This is a genomic window from Dyadobacter sp. (assembly GCF_017744695.1).
GTDB lineage: Bacteria > Bacteroidota > Bacteroidia > Cytophagales > Spirosomataceae > Dyadobacter.
This window is the reverse complement of the sequence record NZ_JAGIAS010000007.1, coordinates 163,983-185,177: the sequence shown is the minus strand read 5'-3', so window position 1 is coordinate 185,177 and position 21,195 is coordinate 163,983. Positions and strand designations below refer to the sequence as shown.

Sequence of the window (21,195 nt, the reverse complement as noted above, 5' to 3'; positions counted from 1 at the left end):
ATATTCTTTATTTCTGATACAACTTTTTAGCGTGGCATAAATCCGTGCCACCGGGGGTTTCCTATTTGTAGCTGCGTTGAGCGATTTTGATGTTTTCGTAAATGAGTTCTTCTTTGTGAAGCTCCCATTCCTCGGGTCCCTTGTGTTCCCAGGCCGATACATACATATAATTTTCGTCGTCGCGCAATGCTTCGCCCTCTTCGGTCTGATATTCTTCCCGGAAATGGCCTCCGCATGATTCGTTACGGTCGAGTGCATCAATACACATCAATTCGCCCAGTTCGATGAAGTCCGCCACACGGTTAGCCTTATCGAGTTCAGGGTTGAAGTAATTGGCAGTACCCATTACTTTCACGTCCGACCAGAATTCTCTTCTCAACTGACGGATCTCTTCGATCGCCTCTTTCAAGCCCTGTGCATTACGCGCCATACCGCATTTTTCCCACATGATCTTGCCCAAACGGCGGTGGAAAAGCTCAGGGGAAGTTTTACCCTGGATTTTCAGCAACGTGTCAATACGCTCTTTCACCTCCGCTTCGGCTTTTACGAACGCTTCGTGGTCGGTAGAGATTTTTCCGGTGCGAATTTCGCTCGCCAGGTAAGCACCAATGGTGTAAGGGATCACGAAATAACCGTCGGCCAGGCCCTGCATCAACGCCGAAGCACCGAGGCGGTTCGCGCCGTGGTCGGAGAAGTTAGCCTCTCCGAGCGAGTACAAGCCAGGAACGGTGGTCATCAGGTTGTAGTCAACCCAAAGGCCGCCCATAGTGTAGTGCACCGCAGGATAGATACGCATAGGCACTTCGTACGGATCCTCACCCGTGATTTGCTTATACATATCGAAGAGGTTACCATATTTTTCTTTCACAACTGCCTTACCCCAAAGCGTGATGTCCGCGTCGGAAGCATTGTGAATGTTATTCTTGTTAGCTTCCGCACGTCCGTAACGCTCTACCGCCGCAGCGAAATCGAGGTAAACGGCCAGTTTGGAAGTTCCTACACCGTAGCCGGCATCGCAACGCTCTTTCGCCGCGCGCGACGCGATGTCACGCGGTACGAGGTTACCAAATGCAGGGTAACGGCGTTCGAGGTAGTAGTCACGCTCGTTCTCAGGGATTTCGTTGCCGGGGCGGTTATCGTCCTTTTTCTTGGGAACCCAGATCCGTCCGTCGTTACGCAACGATTCCGACATCAAGGTCAGTTTCGATTGGTGCTCGCCGGAAACCGGGATACACGTCGGGTGAATTTGGGTGAAGCAAGGGTTACCGAAGAATGCACCGCGTTTGTGGGCTTTCCATGCCGCGGTTACGTTGCTCCCCATTGCATTGGTAGAGAGGTAGAATACGTTTCCGTACCCACCTGTACAAAGCAATACCGCGTGGCCTCCGTGTCTTTCAATTTCCCCTGTAATGAGGTTCCGTGCGATGATACCGCGGCATTTACCCTCGATATTCACGACGTCGAGCATTTCGTGGCGGTTGTACATTTTGACAGTACCCATACCTACCTGGCGTTGCAACCCTGAATACGCTCCGAGCAACAGCTGCTGGCCTGTCTGGCCCGCCGCGTAGAATGTACGCTGCACCTGCGTTCCACCGAATGAACGGTTGGATAGCAAACCGCCGTACTCACGTGCGAAAGGCACACCTGCCGCTACGCATTGGTCGATAATGTTCCCCGAAACTTCGGCCAGGCGGTGTACGTTCGCTTCACGCGCACGGTAGTCACCTCCTTTGATGGTATCATAAAAAAGACGGTAAACCGAGTCACCGTCATTCTGGTAGTTTTTTGCTGCATTGATCCCTCCTTGCGCGGCAATGGAGTGCGCACGGCGTGGGGAATCCTGAAAACAGAATGCTTTCACTTTATAACCGAGCTCCGCAAGCGTAGCAGCGGCAGAAGCACCGGCAAGTCCCGTTCCTACAACGATAATTTCGAGATTACGTTTGTTGGCAGGGTTGACAAGCGGAACCGACGAGCGGTATTTGCTCCATTTACTTTCGAGTGGTCCTTGTGGTATTCTGGCATCCAGACGAGATGACGTTGCCATATATCAAATATTATTTAATCGAAAATTTAGAAATAAGACGCTATCGGGATTACTTCACCCAGCCGAGGTAGATCGAAATCGGCATTAATGCAAAGAGGATCGGCACGATGATCGAGAATGCGGTTCCTACGAATGCGATCGCACCATTGTATTTTACGTGGTTGAGACCGAGCGATTGGAATGCACTTTTGAAACCGTGCAGCAAATGCCAGAAAAGGGAAACGCAACCCAGCACGTAGATCAGCACTACAACCGGGTTCTGGAATGTTTCGAGCATCATCTGGTAAAGGTTCAGCTCTTCGCCTGTGGCAAACTGGTTGGACCGATTGGGGATCCAGAAATGCGAGGTATGGATTACGAGGAAGATCAGAAGCAATGTCCCGAGCAAACCCATGCTGCGTGAATACCAGGTGCTGTTCGCCGCTGCATTGTTGACAGCATATTTAACCGGACGGGCGTCACGGTTACTTTTCCAGAGCATCAAACCATCAATAATATGGATCAGAAAACCCGCTACCAGGCCTATTTCAAGCGTACGTATAATCGGGTTAGTACCCATGAAATGTCCCCAGTGCGAGAACGTCTCTCCGCCGTCATTGTAAAAAATCATGGCGTTGATAGTGGCATGAATGACCAGGAAGCTAATCAAAAAAAGTCCGGTAAGAGCCATCAGAAGTTTTTTACCGATAGAGCTCGTTAACGTTTGTGAAAACCACGACATAATCAAAAACGAATGGTTTTAGTGCAAAAAAATGAGGTATATTTAGAACCTTTCAAAGGTATATCACAAACGTTAGCGAGACAAAGAATCCCTTCCATTTTTGCAAACCGCGCCGTTTATTTATAATCATTATTAAGAATTATTTAGACTGATTAGTCTTTGCAAAAGCAAGACGCTCAGTGCGAAGGCCTCAGCGCATTCTTTCCAACTATTTTGTAACCGAATAGCACACATTTTCAAACATGTGTTTCGTTGAGTTGGTACATAGCTGAACGACCAACGAACCTACCCATGCCCAAACCTCTATTTTTCCGGATTTCGATTGTTATCCTGATACTGACATTATCGCTCAGCCAGGCTTTCGCAACACACTTTCGTGCAGGGGAGATCACGGCACGAAGACTCTCGCTCTCGTCGCCCACTTACGAAATCAAGCTCACCGGTTATTTCGATATGATTAGCGGGCCTGATGCCGCCAACCAGCAGAATAAGGTCGTTTTTACCATCAACAACGTCAAAGGAACCGGAGATCCTCAGTTCGTTGATGCACCTCGTATTCCTCCTATTATCAATATTGGAAACAATACCACGCAAAATGTTTATATAGCCATTTACACGTTTCGGTCGGTAGGCGCCTACCGCATTTCCGTGGAAGAGGATGCACGCAACGAAAGTGTACTGAACATCGGCCCCAAGCCCACCCAAAGCCTTAATTTTTATGTTAGCACCACCCTGGAAATCAATGCCGCTTTCGGTTTGAACCGGACGCCTGTGCTCCGAAACGCCCCTATCGACATCGCTGCTGTGGGCCAGCGCTATATTCACAACCCGGCCGCGTTCGATGCCGACGGTGACAGCATTGCCTATCGCATGTTTGTTCCCCAGCAAAGGGGGGCCAATGGCATGGGTATAGACCTCGTGTATCAGGACCCTAACACCGTTACGCCGCCCGGCCAGACCGAATCCGGTTCATCTCCGGCAACATTCAGCCTGAACCGCGTTACCGGTGATCTGATTTGGGATGCACCGGTTACTAAAGGATATTATAATGTGGCTTTTGTAGTAGAGGAATGGCGCGACGGAACTCTTATCGGCCAGATCGTCCGCGACATGCAGATCATCGTGGAGGACGCACGAAACGATAGACCCGTTTTGACCCCAATACAGGATATTTGCGTCGAAGCAGGGACAATGATTAATCAAAAGGTCGTAGCGACTGATAAAAACGGCGACAAGCTGACACTAACGTCCGCGAGCGGTACGTATGATGCTACATTAACCAAGCCTCCGCTGGCCGCGTTCACCGTTGCTAATCAAGGAGCCCAGGGCAGCGTTACCGGCACATTCTTGTGGCAGACATCCTGCGACCATATTCGGATGGGCCCTTATGGTGTGCTGTTCAAGGTCGAAGACGGTCCACCTCCCACATACCCAAATCCTTCGCTGTTCAAGAAGCTCGCCGACATGACATCATTTAATATCCGCGTCTACGGGCCAAAACCGACGGGTTTGAGGGGGACGGCCGTGGCCGATCCCACCGGAACCGCCTACCGACTCAACTGGGATGCCTATAAATGCCAGATCCCCGGCGCCAAGTTCGCCATTTACAGGGCCGAAAAATGTACCGACCTTCAAGAGGATGTGTGTAGTCCGGGAATTCCCGCAGGCTCGGGTTATGAAGAAATTGGAAGGGTGGATATTAACCAGACTACATTCCTGGACAACAATGGCGGCGAAGGCCTGCGCCCAGGCGTCTCCTACTCCTACCGCATCGTGGCCCTGTTCCCAAGGCCGGGCGCCAGCCCCACCGACCCAGGTTACCTGATCGGTGGCGGGGCAAGCCTTGCCTCGGCAGAGTATTGCCTCAACTTACCATTGGCGATGCCGGTGATCACTAACGTGACTGTCGATTCTACCAGCACCACCAGGGGGCGGATCACCGTGAAATGGATCAGACCAGCTGCATCGGCCGGACTACCTGCCCAGTACCGCCTTTACAGGGCTATCGGACAGAACGGTACTGCTTTCACCAAAATTGCAGACATCAATACCAACCTCACACCAGGAGCAGCCGATACTCTTTTTGTCGACAAAGGGCTCAATACCGAGGCCAATGCCTACAATTACAAACTCGAATATTATACTACTGTGAACGGCCAGCTTACCAAGTTCGACGAAACTGAAACGGCCAGCTCGGTAAGACTGGAACAGGGTGCTGCACCAGCCAATCAGGTAGGGTTAAAATGGACCGCCCTTGTACCATGGGACAATGGAAACCGTGTCCACCGCATATACCGGGAAGATAAAACCAAACCGGGCACTTTCAACCGCATTGCCGAAGTAGCCGTTACAGGGCCGCAGACATTTACTTATTCCGATGATGGTACCGATAAATATGCCGCCGACGGAACGGTTAATATCAAGATTGTGAAGGATTCTACCTATTGTTATAAGGTGGAAACGGTGGGTTCTTATAATAACAGTCAGATCAAACCGTCGGTACTCTATAACTTCTCGCAGATACTTTGTGTTTCCTCATCGGATACCACCAAGCCTTGTCCGCCTGTACTCACGCTTGACCCGCTCAATTGCGACTCACTCAGGGCGCATCCGGAAGCATTTTGTACCCCATCAGGGTTTACCAACCATTTGACGTGGGAATACCCTGCCCAAGTAGGCGGAAAGGAATGCGACCCGCTCGTCACCGCGTACAGGGTGTATTATGCAAGATATGAAGGCGATTCACCAACGTTGATCGCCACTGTGACCACCCCGCCTTCGCCACTGCAAACCAGCTTCGACCATACAGGCCTCAGTTCGTTTGCGGGATGCTATTATGTGACGGCCGTCAACCGTTTCGGAAGTGAAAGTGCGCCAAGCAACACCGTGTGCCGCGATAACTGCCCGATGTTCGTTCTGCCAAACGTATTTACACCCAATGGCGACAACAAAAACGACACATTCCAGCCGCTGGAATGCCCTGCATTCGTCCAATCGCTGGAATTCAAGGCCTATAACCGCTGGGGTGCACAGGTATATTCGACCAAGGATGTAAACATCAACTGGGATGGTAAAACCAACGGTGGTAAAGACCTTGCGGCGGGACAATATTATTATGAAGTAAAAATCTATTTCGAATCTTCTAAAAAACAAAGTGTGCCAGTGACCATGAAAGGATGGGTACAGCTGCTGCGATAGATTCTTTTTTCTTTCACATTCAAGTATTTCCTTTGTAGCCCGGTTTTTTGCCGGGCTTTTTGTTTCATCATGAATAACCATAAATCATCCATATGAAAACGGCATATGTTTTCCCTGGTCAGGGCTCGCAGTTCAAAGGAATGGGTCTGGACCTTTACCAAAGTTCCGATTCCGCCAAAGCATTGTTTGAAAAGGCGAACGAAATCCTCGGTTTTGAGATCACCAAAATCATGTTCGAAGGCACCGACGAGGAGCTGAAACAAACCAATGTGACCCAACCAGCGATATTTATCCACTCCGTGATCCTGGCGAAAATCACCCCCGATTTCGCTCCAAACATGGTAGCAGGCCATTCGCTCGGCGAATTCTCAGCTTTGGTTGCAGCCGGAGCCCTTTCTTTCGAAGACGGCCTGTCGCTCGTAGCAAAACGTGCGGCGGCAATGCAGAAGGCCTGTGAAATCCGCCCTTCGACAATGGCCGCCATCCTCGGCCTTGCCGACAATGTGATCGAAGAAATCTGTGCCGGCATTACCGACGAGATCGTCGTACCCGCGAACTACAACTGCCCGGGACAGGTGGTGATCTCCGGAACCATCGAAGGCGTTGAGCGCGCCAACGAACTTCTGAAAGCCGCCGGCGCGAAACGCGCTCTGGTGCTTCCCGTCGGAGGCGCATTCCACTCGCCATTGATGGAACCCGCACGTGAAGAACTCGCAGCAGCCATCAACGCGGCACAGTTCGAGCAGCCTATTTGCCCCGTTTACCAGAATGTGAATGCAAAGCCGGCCACAGAAGTTGCCGTTATCAAGGAAAATCTGATCTCGCAGCTCACTGCCCCGGTAAGGTGGACGCAGTCTGTGGAGCAAATGGTCGCCGACGGTGCAGAAATCTTCATCGAATCAGGACCGGGCAAAGTTTTGCAAGGCCTTGTAAAAAAGATCGCTAGCAACGTTGAGCTAAAAAGTATTTAATTTTTTTCTCAAAATACTTGACACATTACCCGACTCCCATTACTTTTGCACCACTGTTTACGGTTTTGGCCGATGGTGTAATGGTAACACAGGACATTTTGGTTGTCTTATTCAGGGTTCGAGTCCTTGTCGGCCAACAGTAATCGAAGAGCTCATTTTTCAATGAGCTCTTTTTTATTTCCATCCAATCTCGCTCCTTAACATTAGAATACTTCCAAATTTCGGAGGGTAAAAGGCCATTTAATAGCATTTCCAACTTTTTGCGACTTTACGGTGACATTAAGGAAACCTTTTTAAAAATTTGGTTACTTAATGTAACTTTTCTGCTATAAAATTTGGATATGAAATGTTACATTTACTATGTTTTAACCTAAACAGCACCCATATGAAAGTAGAAAAAGTTAAAAAACGTGATCGCGAGCGCACGAAGAGTAAAATACTCAAGGCGGTCGGCGAAGTAATTGAACAACATGGCACCGAAAAGGTGGGCGTCAACCTGATCGCCCGCACGGCAGGAGTCAATAAAGTACTGATTTACAGGTACTTTGAAAGCGTAGACGGCCTGATGGAACAATACGTCAGGTCGGGAGAGTACACGTCAACCCTCAGCACAGATTACATTGACAACATCCCGGAGCTAACACCGGAAGAACGGAACAAAGCTCTCACGTCCCTCATGCACACTTTCACCAACGATCTGCGCCAGCGTAAAGCTACGCGCGACCTGCTCCGCTGGGAGATCGGAACCGGAAAGTCGATGCTTTCAGACGCCCGCAACCAGATTGCGACGCGTATCCTCAACAAAATAGGCGACCTGCCCTATTACAATGACACCAGCGCGTTAATCGCATTCATTTCAGCAGGCATTTATTTTTTGACCATCTCCTCTGATTATCGTGAAAAAATGCTTGACGTAGACCTTCAAACTGATGAAGGCTGGAAGCGTATCGAGCGCGTAGTTGACAGTATTATCTCGGATGTCCGGGGTTGACGATAAAAAACCACAGGCCCTTCCCCCAAACGGGAAGGGCCTTTTCCTTTTATTGGCCGTTACTCTCCTATATTTGCGAAGGAAAATCCCGCATTGAATGAGCGTACTGAAAAAACTGGCCAGTGAAACCGCCACCTACGGCATCAGCACCATGCTGGGCCGCTTTTTGAACTACCTGCTGGTGGCCCTGCATACCAAGCTTTTTGAACCTCAGCAAATAGCCGCACAGGGGCAGCTCTTCGCCTACGCCGGCCTGGCACTCGTGCTTTACACATTCGGGATGGAAACCGCGTTCTTCCGCTTCGCACGCGAGGAAAAGGACCGGAAACAATATTACGACCTGATTTTAAGCGCGGTGATCCTGGTCAGCGTGGTCTGCTCCACGCTCATGTTCGTCTTCGCCGGACCGATCGCCGAACTGATCAAATACCCCGATTCAGCTTCCATTGTCAGAATGTTCGCCATCATTATGGCTACCGACGGCATTGTGTCCATTCCATTTGCGCGGTTAAGGCTGGAAGGCAAGGGCAAAAAGTTCGTGATTGTACGGGTTACCAACATTTTAATCAACATCTTTCTGAACCTCTTCTTCCTGCTTGTCTGCCGCGATATTCATGCAGGCGAATACCTGACGTTCCTCCAACCGGCAGTCGACCTGTTTTACAATCCGCTGCATGCACCGGATTACATCGTGCTCGCAAACCTCATTGCTAACCTCGCATTCTTTTGGATGCTCCGGAAAGAATTCGCCGACTTCCGGTTTGTGTTCAGCGGCGAGCTTTTCAAACCCGTCTGGGTTTATGCGTTCCCGGTGATGATCATGAACGTCGGTGGGGTACTGAATATGCTCTTTGACCGGGCGTTTATTCAGTTTTTGCTGCCTGCGAATTTCTACCCCGGCCGCAGCAACGAAACCGCCATCGGGATTTATGTGCAGTGCTACAAATTGTCGATTTTCATGAACCTGGCCATTCAGGCATTCAAATACGCCGCGGAGCCATTTTTCTTTTCCAAAGGCGAGGACAAGAATGCACCACCGGTTTTTGCCAAGGTCACCAAGTATTTTATCATCATATGCGTACTCATGTGGGTGGGCATATGCCTGAACCTCGACCTTTTCGCCGAGCTGTTCCTGAAAAAGAAGATTTACCACGAAGGCCTGGGCGTAGTACCCTGGCTGCTGGCGGGATATTTGTTTCTGGGTGTGTATTACAACCTGGCGACCTGGTTCAAACTGACTGATAAAACGCAATATGGCACCTGGCTCACGCTTACCGGCGCGGGCATTACCATCGCGACCAGCTTCGTGCTTGTGCCTCAGATCGGCTACCACGGGTTCGCCATCGCATTCGCATTATCGGGCTTTGTGATGCTGGCGCTTTGCTATTATTTCGGGCAAAAATTTTACCCCGTACCTTATGATGTCGCGTCCGCGATAGGCTACATAGGCGGAGGCGCATTGCTGATTTACGCCTCTTCTTTGTTTAAAATGCCCAATTTGTGGATTTCCGTGCCTGTACACATGAGCGTGCTGGCGATCTTCGCGGTCGTCGTGTTTTTACTTGAAAGAAAAAATATTCCTGCATTGAACCGGCGCTGAAAGGCCTATTCCTGCATTTCGCGCAGCAACTTATTGGAGAAAAGGAACTCTTTCAATTCGGGCACGTCGGTTTTGGTAATGTCCGTATTCACACCTTCCCAGAGCTTGTTTCCCTGATAAAGGAACATGATATTCTGCCCGATCTCCATCACCGAGTTCATATCGTGGGTGATGATGATAGTGGTGATCTTGTATTCTTCGGTAATCTCTTTGATCAGCTCGTCGATTTTCACCGATGTAAGCGGGTCCAGGCCGGAGTTGGGTTCGTCGCAGAACAGGTAAGCCGGGTTCATCACAATGGCCCTTGCAATCCCGACGCGCTTTTTCATCCCGCCGCTAATTTCCGAAGGCATCCGTTTCGCAGCCTGTTCCAACCCCACCCTTTGCAGACAGAATGCGACACGTTCCCGTTTTTCTTCCGGCGATTGGGTCGTAAGCATATCCAACGGAAAGCGCACGTTTTCCTCCACCGTTTTGGAATCAAACAATGCCCCGCCCTGAAACAGTACGCCCATTTCCCGCCGGATCGACTGCTGGGTATCTTTGTCGCAATGGTAAAAATCGCGGCCGTTGTACAGCACATTGCCCTGGTCGGGTTTCACGAGACCGATCATGCATTTGAGCAATACACTTTTACCTGTGCCGCTGCCGCCGATGATCAGGTTCGTTTCCCCTTTCTGAAACTGGGCCGAAATCCCCTTTAAAACTTCCTTACCGTTGAATGCCTTCGAGATATTATTGATTTCAATCATTTTGTGTCCGGTTGAGAACGCTTACAAAAGCAGCTGCGCGAGCAAGTAATCGGCGATGAGGATGGAAATACAACTGTTGGTCACCGCCTGTGTGCTGGCCTTACCCACTTCCAACGCACCGCCAGAGGTAAAAAATCCCTTGAAAGAAGAAATCGAAGCGATCAGGAAGCCGAAAACGAAGGGTTTCACACACATGAAAAATATATTGTAGGGTACAAAGGAATCGCGGATACCGTATAAATAATCGCGTTCGGTAATCACGCCCGTAAGCGTGCCGGCGAGGTAGCCGCCAAAAATGCCCAGGAATGCGGAGAAAATGACGAGCATCGGGAATGTGAGCATCGCAGCCACAACTTTCGGAAGCACCAGATAGGACGAAGAATTGATTCCCATTACTTCCAGCGCGTCGATCTGCTCGGTAATGCGCATGGTACCCAGTTCACTGGCGATATTGGACCCTACTTTTCCGGCCAGTACGATACAGGTAATGGTCGGTGCGAGTTCGAGGATTTCCATATCACGCACAATCAATGCCACTGTGGAAATAGGGATGATGGGGCTAACCAGGTTGTAGGCCGTCTGAATACAAGACACCGCACCAATGAATGTGGATACGATCGCAACGATGAAGATCGAGCTGACACCGATGCCCACGCATTCCTCCATCAGCCTCCGCCAGTAAACCGATAATTTCTCGCCCTTCCCGAACAGCGTCCCTAAAAAAATGAAGTATTTACCGATTACAGACATGATATCTTAATTGTATTCAATATTTTCGGGAAAATTAGGCAAAAAAAGAAGTAATCAGAAAAATGAATCCATTAGCGGTTGTAACCGGTGGAACAAAAGGGATCGGAAGGGCAGCGATAGAAAAATTTTTAGCACAAGGCTTCGATGTAATTACCTGCGCAAGAAACGAGAGCGACCTGCTCGCACTGCAACAAACATTCAGCGAAAGTTTTCCCCAATCAAAACTGACTTATTTAACGGCCGACCTTTCGGTAAGGGCCGATGTGGATGCTTTCATCGCATTTATCCACAAACATAACTCACCGGTGGAGGTACTTATCAACAATACCGGCGTATTTATTCCGGGGCAGGTCCATAATGAAACGGAGGGTACGCTGGAAAAAACGATGGAGACCAACCTGTATAGCGCCTACCACCTTACCCGCGGCCTTTTGCCGGGTATGATGGAGCAGAAAAAGGGCCATATCTTCACCATTTGCTCCACGGCCAGCATTATCGCCTATCCGAATGGCGGCTCTTACTGCATTTCGAAGTTCGCATTGTATGGGATGACCAAAGTACTGCGTGAGGAAATGAAGCCCTACAAAGTGCGTGTAACGGCTATTCTACCCGGCGCGACTTACACCGACAGCTGGAAGGGCACCGACCTGCCCGAGGATCGTTTTATGGATTCCGGCGACGTGGCCGAATCAATCTGGGCCGCGTATGCATTGTCTCCCAGGGCAGTGGTCGAAGAAATTTTGATCCGCCCGCAGTTGGGAGATTTGGATTAATGAGTGAACAATAGAGCAATTTTACTAAATTGCCGCATTTTTAAAATTATTTATTAAACCCATATTTTCATTTCATGGAACAATACCTCGGTATAGACGTGGGCGGTACTAACGTAAAAATGGGGATCGTTGACGCTACGGATGGAAGAATCTCAAATTTTTACAGTCACGATACTGCCAGCTGGCGCAGCTCAGGGCATTTTATTGACAGATTAGGCGATGCAATTGCTCTCCAACTCGTTGAATATCCCGAAGTAAAAAAAGTAGGGATCGGTGTTCCGGGACTCATTTCCCGCGACAGAACCACGCTGATCGAAATTACGGCGATCCCCGAAATCGACGGGATCACCATTGTTCCGGATTTGAAAGCACGGTTTCCGCAACATGATTTTTACCTGGAAAACGACGCCAATGCGGCTGCTTTGGGTGAATATTATTTTGGGGAAGACAAACTCCCGGAAGATTACATTTTCGTAACCCTCGGCACCGGCATCGGCGGCGCGGCGATTATCGACAAGAAGGTGTTCAAAGGCGGTGGCGGTAATGCCATGGAGCCAGGCCACGTCCCTTCCAAAAACGGAAAAGTGCTCGAACGCAACATCGGTAAAAAAGAACTGCTTGACATGGCTAATGCAATGCGCGCAGCTTACACCGGCACTACCCAACTTCCTGCCGACGGCACGATTTCAACAACCGGCCTGGTAGCAGCAGCTTCGGCGGGCGACGAGCTCGCGAAAGCGGTTTTCCATGAGATGGGTTACCTGCTGGGCGAAGGGCTTGTTTCGATGATCCGGATACTCGATATCACAACAATTTTGATCGGTGGTGGTATTTCTGCCTCATTTGAGTTTATTTTGCCGGCTATTAACGATCGTTTCAAGTACTGGCTGACGCCTTACTACCTGAAAACAATCAATATCAAACGCGCAACGCTCGCTAACGACGCCGGACTGCTTGGAGCAGCTTCTTTGTGTTTTGAATAACGAATAACCCCGAAACAATAACGATTCACTCTTAAACAGTCTCACTATATCTTTCCCTGATGAAATTATCGGTTATCGTTCCTGCCTACAATGAAGAAAAGACAATCCGAAATGTACTGGATAAACTCAAATCCGTTGACCTGATAGGTAATTTTCAAAAGGAGATTGTAATTGTAAATGACTGTTCTGCCGACAATACGGAGGCAGTTGCTAAAAAATTCATAGAAGAGAATCCTGAGCTGGAAGTAGCTTACTTCCGGCATGAATACAACCAGGGGAAAGGGGCGGCATTGCACACAGGCATCCGCCGCGCTACGGGCGACTACATTATCGTCCAGGACGCCGATCTTGAATACGATCCCCAGGAATTCAATATATTGCTAAAACCGGTTATCGAAGGATATGCGGATGTGGTGTATGGCTCCCGCTTCATGGGCGGAAGACCACACCGCATCCTTTTTTTCTGGCATACCATCGGGAACAAATTCCTGACGTTCCTGAGCAACATGTTTACCAACCTCAACCTGACGGACATGGAAACATGCTACAAACTCTTCCGGGCCGACTTACTGAAAGGCCTGAAACTGGTCGAGAACCGCTTCGGCTTCGAGCCGGAAGTGACAGCCAAAATCTCCAAAATCCCCAAAATACGCATTTACGAAGTGGGCGTTTCCTACTACGGCCGCACCTACGACGAAGGCAAGAAGATCAACTGGAAAGATGGTTTCCGGGCGCTGTACTGCATCGTGCGTTACGGGTTGGGAAGCTAAATATCCAGCAACACCACGTGGATACCGTTTCCGCAAACTGTTCCGGTGTAACTTTTAGCCGGATTGGTCGGATGCTTGATCTCGATGGTGTGACGGAGATTATCCGCATACATATTGAAGTAATACAGGATCATCTTGTTGCCTGAAATACGGCACCGCGCAATGCCTCTTTTGGCAAAATAAGCACTCACAATGTCGCAGCCAGATACTTTCCGGTCGATCCACGCATTGCCATCGAGGCGATAGGAACAATAATACGGCGTCCCGCCTGCGACGTTCCCGCCCGTTTGCATCCACAATAAATTCCCGAAATAGCTGTAATCACTGCTGACCGCCAACGGTGAATAAAAGTCCTGCGGCGGCAAACCGACACCTAACTGGTAGTAATAGGGAAACGTCGCTGGGCCGCCCGCATTGGGCCGCCAGTAATCCATGCTCTGATGCACCGGTTGATAATACCCGATGGGTTTCTTGCTGGCCGGCTGTTTCAGGAACGTACCCCAATCCACAAAAATATTGCCGTACTCGTGGGCCAGAAAACCCATGAGAATCTGAAATGCAGGGTCATGCACCGGTTTGTCGGCGCGGAAAAATGTGCCTTCCGGGAACGTAACCTTGTCGGGAAACGACTCCGGCGCCCATTCGTGGTGGTTATAGAAAAACATCCCGGTGTATTTGCCGAGTTTTTGCCAAAGCTCCATGCAGAAGAGCGTATTCATCGCCTGGCCCGGATTAAGGTCGAATGCTCCGAAGTAAATACCTTCCATTATGGTGTTGGTACGCGATAATGTCCCGCCGGGGTGAAACCACGTCTTCATCTGCCATTGCGAAGGGTCCTGGGTATACATTACTTCCCAGTCGTTTTGGGTCTTGGAAGTGTTTCCCAAGTAATAAGGGCCGGTTGCAAAGTAGTTATGGCAAAGGAAAAACGGCTTCTGGTCCTGCGCCTTCTTCGCTTCGTAAAGCCCCGCGAGTTCATCATAGAATGAATGCCACATCGACTTGTCGGCCGGCATAAAAGGGAAGTTCTCCATCGTTTCGCCGATCCAGAGATTGGATGCATTGCCGCTATTCCATATCTCGTGCGCCTTTGCACGGGCCTCCGCATCCGTAAACGGGCCGTTGGGCCAGCATTTCTTGTTATAGCCATCTACCCACTCTTCCGGCCCCGAACAGGGCAGGCCAAATATCGTTGGGATAGTGGGAACGCCATTGTATTCCTTGTCGGGATAAGTGCTCCTGAATGTCGCCAGGGAGCCTTCGTTGCCAAGTTCCGTGCGGTTGTAATGTGTGCCGCCCTTCGCGAACGTCTGCGCCCATGTGTACGACTGCTTGGTGGGCGGTTTTACGAGCACATGCCCCGGCGGCATCACAATGTTCGGGCTCACTTCCATAAAACCGGGTGCCTGCGAAGTCGGGTCGTAGCCGGAGGGAATGGTATTTTTGAAAATGACAGGTATTGTTTGGGCATGGAGTGTCGGGGCGCCCAGGAGCACCCAAAGCAGAATCAGCTTTTTCATGGTCAGTTAAAGATAAAAGTGGTGAGACCTCCCCGCGCGCCCGGCGCGAGTTGTGCGACAGCGTCGTTTTGATAATAGTAGTTACAACCTTCCGGAGGGCATGGCCAGCGGTTGAGCGTATCGAGCCCGATCTTCGTTGCCATTTTCACCACTCTGCCCGGACTACCCGACTGCCAGGGTTCATTGGTTAAATTGGCTCCCGTTCTGAGCCATTTGCTGCCGATAAAATAGGACCACTCATAACCGGCCGGCAAACTCACCGTTCCGACATCGCTTAATAACCAACCCCCGGGATTCGCAGGGTCAGCAACGATCGATAAAGTGAGGATTTCAGGAAAACCGCTCGAAGAAATCTTTGGAGCCAATGCAGGCGGGGCACAATTCGCTGCCTGTGTCACCGCGAATGATTGGGATAATCCGCTCGTGCAGCTACCATTACTACTCAGCGCGGTGTAAGTACCGGCATTGGCCGTCGTCAAGGCAGTACCGCTCCCTGCCGACGACCCATTTAACAGCCAGCTCACATTACCCGAGTAACCCGAAGCCGTCAATGTTACCTGCTGACTGGTCGCCGGGCACACATTCGTTCCAGCCGTTTGCACAATAGTAGGTGTAATACAGGTCGTTGCACAACCGGCAATGGACAAGCCTACAAAATTGCTCGGTCCCACATGTGCCCCAACACCCGCATACTGACCGTGCCATGAAGCGTTTACTGTCCCATCAATGGCATATTGCCAGCCCATGGCAGCCACATTCGGCTCGGAGCCAAAGGGTGTTCCTGAAAGTTTGGTAGCCCCGCCGTAAAATTCGATCTCGCGTAACTCGCCGTAGCCGATTGGGCTGGCTGCATATCGAACGTGCTGATAGGGCGTTACATTCGGAAAAGTAAATTCCTGCCAGCTGCCCGTCGCATTCACCCCGATCGTGTAAATATCCGTCCAGGTCGAACCGTCGTTCGATCCCTGAATTTTCGCTCCATTGAGGCGGTTAAAATCAGCCGTGCGCCAATGCAACCTTACCTTACTCAAAACAGGACACATCTGGCCTTCCCCTGTGACGCAAATCTTGTCCTGACGGCAACTTCCGCCACCTGTACCGGCTATTTTCAGGATCGATGCGCCCGCGTTCAGGTTCACGGCGAAGGTGTAATCGGTATAAGCAATATTCCAGGACCCCGAATTCGGCAGTGAAATACTCTGCGCATTACCGCCATTGACCGTCACGTTCACCACCGGTGCCGCCGACGAGTAATAGCGTAACGTAACCTGATAAAGCCCCGCCGAAGGCGCATTCACCGTGTAATCAACGAAGTGATTGAACTGGTTCTCAGCGCCGCGCGTCTGGCCGTTGGAAGCATTCGGGTCGCTGGTAACAGGGCCATTGGCGCCGGACATCGATTCTGCTTCGAGGCATTGGCTGAAAACCTGGGCGGCATTTTGCTTCGAGGCACTTGCTGCCATTTCCGGGTCGTCGACCGCCATTGCCAGCTCTCCCCTGTAAAGAAACCGGTCGATGTCAGCCGAACGCTTTGTTCCGCGTAGCAGCATAAACTTTCCCGAAGGCGGCTTCGATATAAACTTGCCGGTAAGCCTGAACGCCACGCGCTCACCCGGTCGCAGGAGTTTCCCGGAGACCTGGTGATAATAGTTACCACCCGTTTGTACAAAGCCATCCGGGAAGACCACCTTCAAAACAAACTCGCCGTCCAGCGGCGCCATAAACAGCCGGAGCCCTGAAAAATCACGCAGCGCGCAGTGAATATCGATCGAAAACTCCTCGCCAACCTTCACCACGGGCCGATCCGCAGACATTGAAAATAAAACCGGGTCGATATCCGTCTCATTTTCATCTTTAACGCCATTTGCAATCACGTGATTTGCATTAAGCAAAAGCAACCATGCCAGAACATATCCGGCAAAATTAATCTGAGTGTGCATAACGAAATAAGTAAAGTAGTTTCCGTAAAACTATATCTACTATTTTACTTCACCTATTTCATTCACCCATCAAAAATTTACACCAAACACCTCAATTATTGAGGGGTTTTTATTTTTAATAAAACAAATAACTTTGCCATTCGTCATCATTGACTTTCGTAATAATGGCGATTAAAATCCTATCAGAACTACCACTGTCAACACGCTATTCATGACCCCTGTATCAGAAAAAGCTTCCATACTACTGGCGGACGATTGCCAGTCGATCAACCAGAAGCTCCTCCAACTCACAGACCGCGAATGGGACGTATTATCCTTTATCGCAGATGGCCTAACTACCGCAGAAATAGCCAAATGCCTTGTCATTGAGCCCAAAAGCATTGAAAATTATAAACGGAGGATCAGCAAAAAGCTGGAAATCGGAGGTCGGAGCAACCTCGTGCGATTCTGCATTGTGAACCGGGATTACCTGTGGAAACTTTACACCCTGGTTCGCAAATAGAATTGAAAATCGATATATAAAATCAGTCGTTTACCGACTGATAATTCAAATAAGCTATACACACATTATTTCAATTAAATGCGAAACAAAACGCTTTACACCGTTTCAATTATATATTTATTAATACCCAATATCATTTACTATTTGTATTGGGTTAATTACACATTTTCAATAGCGGGGATTGCACTTCTCATTTATCTCCTCCGCAAATGCATACTGCAAGAAATTCCGTTCCCTAAATCATTTATTCATTTAAAAGACATTTGTATCGCCCTGAGCCTGGCTGTGGGCCTGACACTCGCCTCCGGCATTACCGGTTTTGCATTTCAAACAATGGACCACTGGTGCCACAATGCCAAATTCCAGGACCTTCTGCAAAACGATTGGCCGCTCCGCTTTCCAGCCAACCATCCGGTCATGGCCTATTATTTCGGCTACTACCTGGTGCCGGTCGCCGTTTCCAAGATGGCTGGCTATATTTCTACGGCCGCGATCCTGATCTGGACCAGCCTCGGTATTGCGCTGGGACTTTTATGGATTTGCATATCGCTGGATCGGAAGTGGTGGGCGGCATTGCTTGTGTTGTGCGCAGGCGACTTTCCGAGGGTTTTCAAGGGCATCGCATCGCACGGATCCATTCAATTGTACAGGTATGAAGACATTGGCGTTGAGCATTGGTCGAATCTTGAAAACCTGTTCTGGGCACCGAACCAGTTTATTCCCTCACTCATGCTCGGCGGAATGCTTTTTCATATGATCCGCCATCGGCTGGACTATGCACTGCTCTGCTTCCCAATCGGGCTGGCGCTTTGGTGGGCCGCTTTTCCTGCATTGGTTGTAGGGCTTGTCACAGGGGTGCTTCTGGTTTTTCAATGGATTCGGTGGGGCATTACCTTTCAGAGACTGTTTCAGCAGGTTTTGTTGCCTTCCATCGCAGCGGTGCCGGTATTGCTGCTATTTCAGTCGCACCCTCACCCACCGGAGAATGGGCTGATCTGGGAGTTTCGAAGTGACATAGGCAATCTCTTACAGGAATACCTGGTGAACACGGTTGCGGATGTGTTGCTCTTTGTGCTGGTGTACCGGATATCGCGTCGCGCCGGCCTGCCCGGAATTTCGCCGGTGCCGTTCTGGACGCTGATTTGCATTACGCTGCTTTTTCCGCTGGTCCGGGTAGGAAAGGTGAATGATATGCTGCTGCGTGGTATGATGCCCGTGCTGATATTGATCGGCTGTTGTTTGCTTTATCCGCTCACGAGCCAACCATTGTCCAAAGTGCTTGCAGCATTGAGGGGAGGTGTCAATTGCATCATTATTATGCTCGCACTGGCACTTCCTGCTGTCGTGGGAATAGGGCGGCTTTACCGGGCGGCGACGCTCAACCGCATTACCGCGTTATGGAGCCCTCCCAACGCACGGTTCGTGGCGATCCCATATGATGCCTATCCGAGCCTGTATGAAACACTACGACAACGCTGGTCGCAACAAGAGGCAGAACAGTACCTCGGAAAACCTAACTCGTTTTACGAAAAATACATTGCTCCGCCTCCCGCCAAAGATCATTGATATGCCTAACGTTTGATAAACTGCTGTGCGGTCCTTACGCCGTCCTGATTTTCAAAATTCAATAAATATGTACCGGTCGGCCACTCGGCTACATTAACTTCCTCACTTCTGGAAGCTTTGAGGGCTTTCCGATGCAGAATTTGGCCTTTCGCATTGAAAATTGCCATCGAACCCGTAACCGCATTTTTAAATTCTACGCGCAGTACGCGGTCGGTCGGATTGGGGAACATTTGCCAAAGCGTGTTTTTGACGCCGGCCTCGTTGCCCAGGATGGGACTCAAATCAACATTCACGGTCGAATATCCCGACTGTGAAATGTCGCTGAATGCCTGAATGCGGTAAGTATAGGTTGCATTCAGTTGAATATCGCGGTCTTCGAACGATAACGACTTGCTATCGAGCTGTTTCAATACCTCATATGGGGCAGAATCGGATTTTTTACGTTCCAGAACGTAGCTGGTAGCAGTTTCTACCGCTGGCCAGGTCAGTATCACCGAATTGTAGGTGCGGTTGGCCGAAAGCGTCACATTCGGCAAGGGATTACCAATGGCGATTTTATCGAACGAAAACGCGCCCAGGCCACGCTTGTTACGAAGGTACGGACCGGTAAAAATGCCAATGTTGAAAGAATAAGGCTCTTGCAGCGGCAGGTTGTCCGGATAGAACGACGGCAAGTAGCTCAGTTTCGTCGCACCGGAAGCTTCTTTGAGCGTCAGCGTAACCTTGTTGCCTTCTGCTTTTCCGGCAGAGAATGCAGCTTTCTTTTCATCACCGTCGAGGAAGAAAAAGTTTTTGAGACTCAATACAAGCGGCTTGCCGTCCTGCCCTTTGATAGTGCTGTCCGCCGCCCATCTCAGGTCCTGCCCCTCTTCGAATATCAGAGTGATTTCCTTTTTATCTGCACTGGTATAAAATGCCCTTTTAATGTCGGGACATCTCACATTATCCGCAACCTTCGAGCCGTAAATGGTCGGGGCGAAAAAACGGTACATCCGCCGGCCAAACTCCTCATAACCGGCCCTGTGGTAATGCACACCGTCGTATTCGGGTGTCCCAACAGCGGCGAAGTGGTCTGTTTTAGGGTAGAGATATTTGGTCCTCCTCAAAAAATCGCGGACAGAGCCTCCCTGTGGGTTTGGCGTATCGTTTCTTAGAACAATAATGTTTGACTGAACTACCACAAACTGCTCGACTTCGGGGTAATCGTGCGCCCAAAACTTGTACAGCTGGTCATATTGTTCGGCGTAATTGCCAATATTTTCAAATACTTCCTGCTCGCCATGCATCCAGATGAACGCCCTGATGCGTGCGGGATTTGCTACGCGTACCCTCTTCACCAACCCGCCGTACAACGAAAAGCTCGTCGAGTCTTTGGCGTCCCTGTTGAGGAACTCGCTCAGCTTCGCACCCGGAAGCGACCCGTTGATTACGCAGGTAGGAATGCTGTCGCGCTCCAGAATTTCTTTTTGCATTTCGAGGCCCCACGCGCCTACGTACGTCCATGACCATGCGGCGGCGCTCCAAAGCGTGTCACCCGGCGTGATCGCAGGACTTGCATCGGGTGTGCGGGCCACGGTGCGCGCATATTTGTTCGACCACGCGCCAAAAACTGTTGCCGCGGCATTGGATTGCCCGCTGATCACATAAAAATCACCTGCGACCACCTCGTTCCGCCGCACGATCAGCACCGAGTCGGCCTCATGGCAAGCGTATACCTCAAAGGAGTAATCAGCCATTTCCGCCTTGATTCGGGGCTTCATGCTGAATGTGCCGGTTGTTCCGGTGCCATAAGTGATCGCCGACTTCTGATAGCCGGTCCGCACGTTGTTCCGGAATGTAACTACCGACATGTGATCCCATCCCGCCAGCTCAATCCTGCCGGAAATAGGCACATCGGCCAGGTTATCGTCTGCACGCGCGTACACTTGCATATCACGCGGCAGCTTATTGAAGACCACCGAAAAAAAACGCTGGGCACTGGCGCTGCCTGATGTGCAGCAAAAGAGAAGGGAAAGCAGGAAAGGTCTTAAGTGTGTAAAGTTCATTTCATTAAAGATGCTGTTTCTGATGGCTATTGAAATCTCCGCATCCGACCGGACGCTGGTAGA

The 21,195-nt window shown here is 50.1% G+C and carries 16 protein-coding genes and 1 tRNA gene; 10 read left to right on the top strand and 7 right to left on the bottom strand.

Going from position 1 to position 21,195, the window contains the following annotated elements; all coding sequences use genetic code 11:
- Window positions 1-61 precede the first annotated feature (61 nt).
- Together J7619_RS24020 and J7619_RS24015 are read right to left on the bottom strand one after the other, a co-directional pair.
- Complete coding sequence (locus J7619_RS24020; RefSeq protein WP_291204781.1) at window positions 62-2,050, bottom strand: fumarate reductase/succinate dehydrogenase flavoprotein subunit; 1,989 nt, start codon at window positions 2,048-2,050, stop codon at window positions 62-64.
- 49 nt (window positions 2,051-2,099) lie between these two features.
- Window positions 2,100-2,771, bottom strand: coding sequence for a succinate dehydrogenase cytochrome b subunit (locus J7619_RS24015; protein WP_291204778.1), 672 nt, complete (start codon window positions 2,769-2,771; stop codon window positions 2,100-2,102).
- Window positions 2,772-3,062: 291 nt separating this feature from the next.
- Here J7619_RS24015 and J7619_RS24010 point away from each other — a divergent pair, with 291 nt between their 5' ends.
- The 5 genes from J7619_RS24010 to J7619_RS23990 all read left to right on the top strand — a co-directional run bounded on the left by J7619_RS24010 (window position 3,063) and on the right by J7619_RS23990 (window position 9,531).
- Entirely contained in the window at window positions 3,063-5,969 is a 2,907-nt protein-coding gene (locus J7619_RS24010) for a gliding motility-associated C-terminal domain-containing protein (RefSeq protein WP_291204775.1), read from the top strand.
- Between the two features lie 92 nt (window positions 5,970-6,061).
- On the top strand, window positions 6,062-6,940 hold the full coding sequence (gene fabD / locus J7619_RS24005; RefSeq protein ID WP_223406469.1) for an ACP S-malonyltransferase: 879 nt from the start codon (window positions 6,062-6,064) through the stop codon (window positions 6,938-6,940).
- Window positions 6,941-7,006: 66 nt separating this feature from the next.
- Window positions 7,007-7,077: transfer RNA gene (locus J7619_RS24000), tRNA-Gln, on the top strand.
- A 248-nt stretch (window positions 7,078-7,325) separates the two neighbouring features.
- Window positions 7,326-7,931: a TetR/AcrR family transcriptional regulator gene (locus J7619_RS23995; RefSeq protein WP_291204771.1), complete on the top strand. Its 606-nt coding sequence runs from the start codon at window positions 7,326-7,328 to the stop codon at window positions 7,929-7,931.
- A 97-nt stretch (window positions 7,932-8,028) separates the two neighbouring features.
- Window positions 8,029-9,531 (top strand): lipopolysaccharide biosynthesis protein, encoded by a 1,503-nt coding sequence (locus J7619_RS23990; protein ID WP_291204768.1) that lies wholly within the window; start codon window positions 8,029-8,031, stop codon window positions 9,529-9,531.
- A 5-nt stretch (window positions 9,532-9,536) separates the two neighbouring features.
- On the opposite strand, the gene J7619_RS23985 is transcribed toward J7619_RS23990, so the two are convergent.
- Entirely contained in the window at window positions 9,537-10,283 is a 747-nt protein-coding gene (locus J7619_RS23985) for an ABC transporter ATP-binding protein (RefSeq protein WP_291204765.1), read from the bottom strand.
- Window positions 10,284-10,304: 21 nt separating this feature from the next.
- Window positions 10,305-11,033, bottom strand: coding sequence for an ABC transporter permease (locus J7619_RS23980; protein WP_291042488.1), 729 nt, complete (start codon window positions 11,031-11,033; stop codon window positions 10,305-10,307).
- Window positions 11,034-11,095: 62 nt separating this feature from the next.
- Here J7619_RS23980 and J7619_RS23975 point away from each other — a divergent pair, with 62 nt between their 5' ends.
- The 3 genes from J7619_RS23975 to J7619_RS23965 all read left to right on the top strand — a co-directional run bounded on the left by J7619_RS23975 (window position 11,096) and on the right by J7619_RS23965 (window position 13,559).
- Window positions 11,096-11,806 carry an SDR family oxidoreductase gene (locus tag J7619_RS23975; RefSeq protein ID WP_291204762.1) on the top strand — a complete coding sequence of 237 codons (711 nt, stop codon included), beginning with the start codon at window positions 11,096-11,098 and terminating at the stop codon, window positions 11,804-11,806.
- A 74-nt stretch (window positions 11,807-11,880) separates the two neighbouring features.
- Entirely contained in the window at window positions 11,881-12,789 is a 909-nt protein-coding gene (locus tag J7619_RS23970) for an ROK family protein (protein ID WP_106599595.1), read from the top strand.
- 59 nt (window positions 12,790-12,848) lie between these two features.
- Window positions 12,849-13,559, top strand: a complete 711-nt coding sequence (locus tag J7619_RS23965; RefSeq protein ID WP_291204759.1) for a glycosyltransferase family 2 protein — start codon at window positions 12,849-12,851, stop codon at window positions 13,557-13,559.
- On the opposite strand, the gene J7619_RS23960 is transcribed toward J7619_RS23965, so the two are convergent.
- Both J7619_RS23960 and J7619_RS23955 read right to left on the bottom strand, forming a co-directional pair.
- A complete protein-coding gene (locus J7619_RS23960; RefSeq protein WP_291204756.1) occupies window positions 13,556-15,079 on the bottom strand; it encodes a hypothetical protein in 1,524 nt (507 codons plus the stop codon). The two genes, J7619_RS23965 and J7619_RS23960, sit on opposite strands and share 4 nt — an antisense overlap.
- A 2-nt stretch (window positions 15,080-15,081) precedes the next feature.
- Window positions 15,082-17,019, bottom strand: a complete 1,938-nt coding sequence (locus J7619_RS23955) for a hypothetical protein (RefSeq protein ID WP_291204753.1) — start codon at window positions 17,017-17,019, stop codon at window positions 15,082-15,084.
- A 211-nt stretch (window positions 17,020-17,230) separates the two neighbouring features.
- Between J7619_RS23955 and J7619_RS23950 the strand changes: the two genes are divergently transcribed.
- A complete protein-coding gene (locus J7619_RS23950; protein ID WP_291204750.1) occupies window positions 17,231-17,521 on the top strand; it encodes a response regulator transcription factor in 291 nt (96 codons plus the stop codon).
- Between the two features lie 144 nt (window positions 17,522-17,665).
- Window positions 17,666-19,087, top strand: coding sequence for a hypothetical protein (locus J7619_RS23945; RefSeq protein ID WP_291204747.1), 1,422 nt, complete (start codon window positions 17,666-17,668; stop codon window positions 19,085-19,087).
- Window positions 19,088-19,092: 5 nt separating this feature from the next.
- Here J7619_RS23945 and J7619_RS23940 read toward each other — a convergent pair whose 3' ends face one another.
- Window positions 19,093-21,132, bottom strand: coding sequence for a T9SS type A sorting domain-containing protein (locus J7619_RS23940; RefSeq protein WP_291204744.1), 2,040 nt, complete (start codon window positions 21,130-21,132; stop codon window positions 19,093-19,095).
- Window positions 21,133-21,195: the final 63 nt, after the last annotated feature.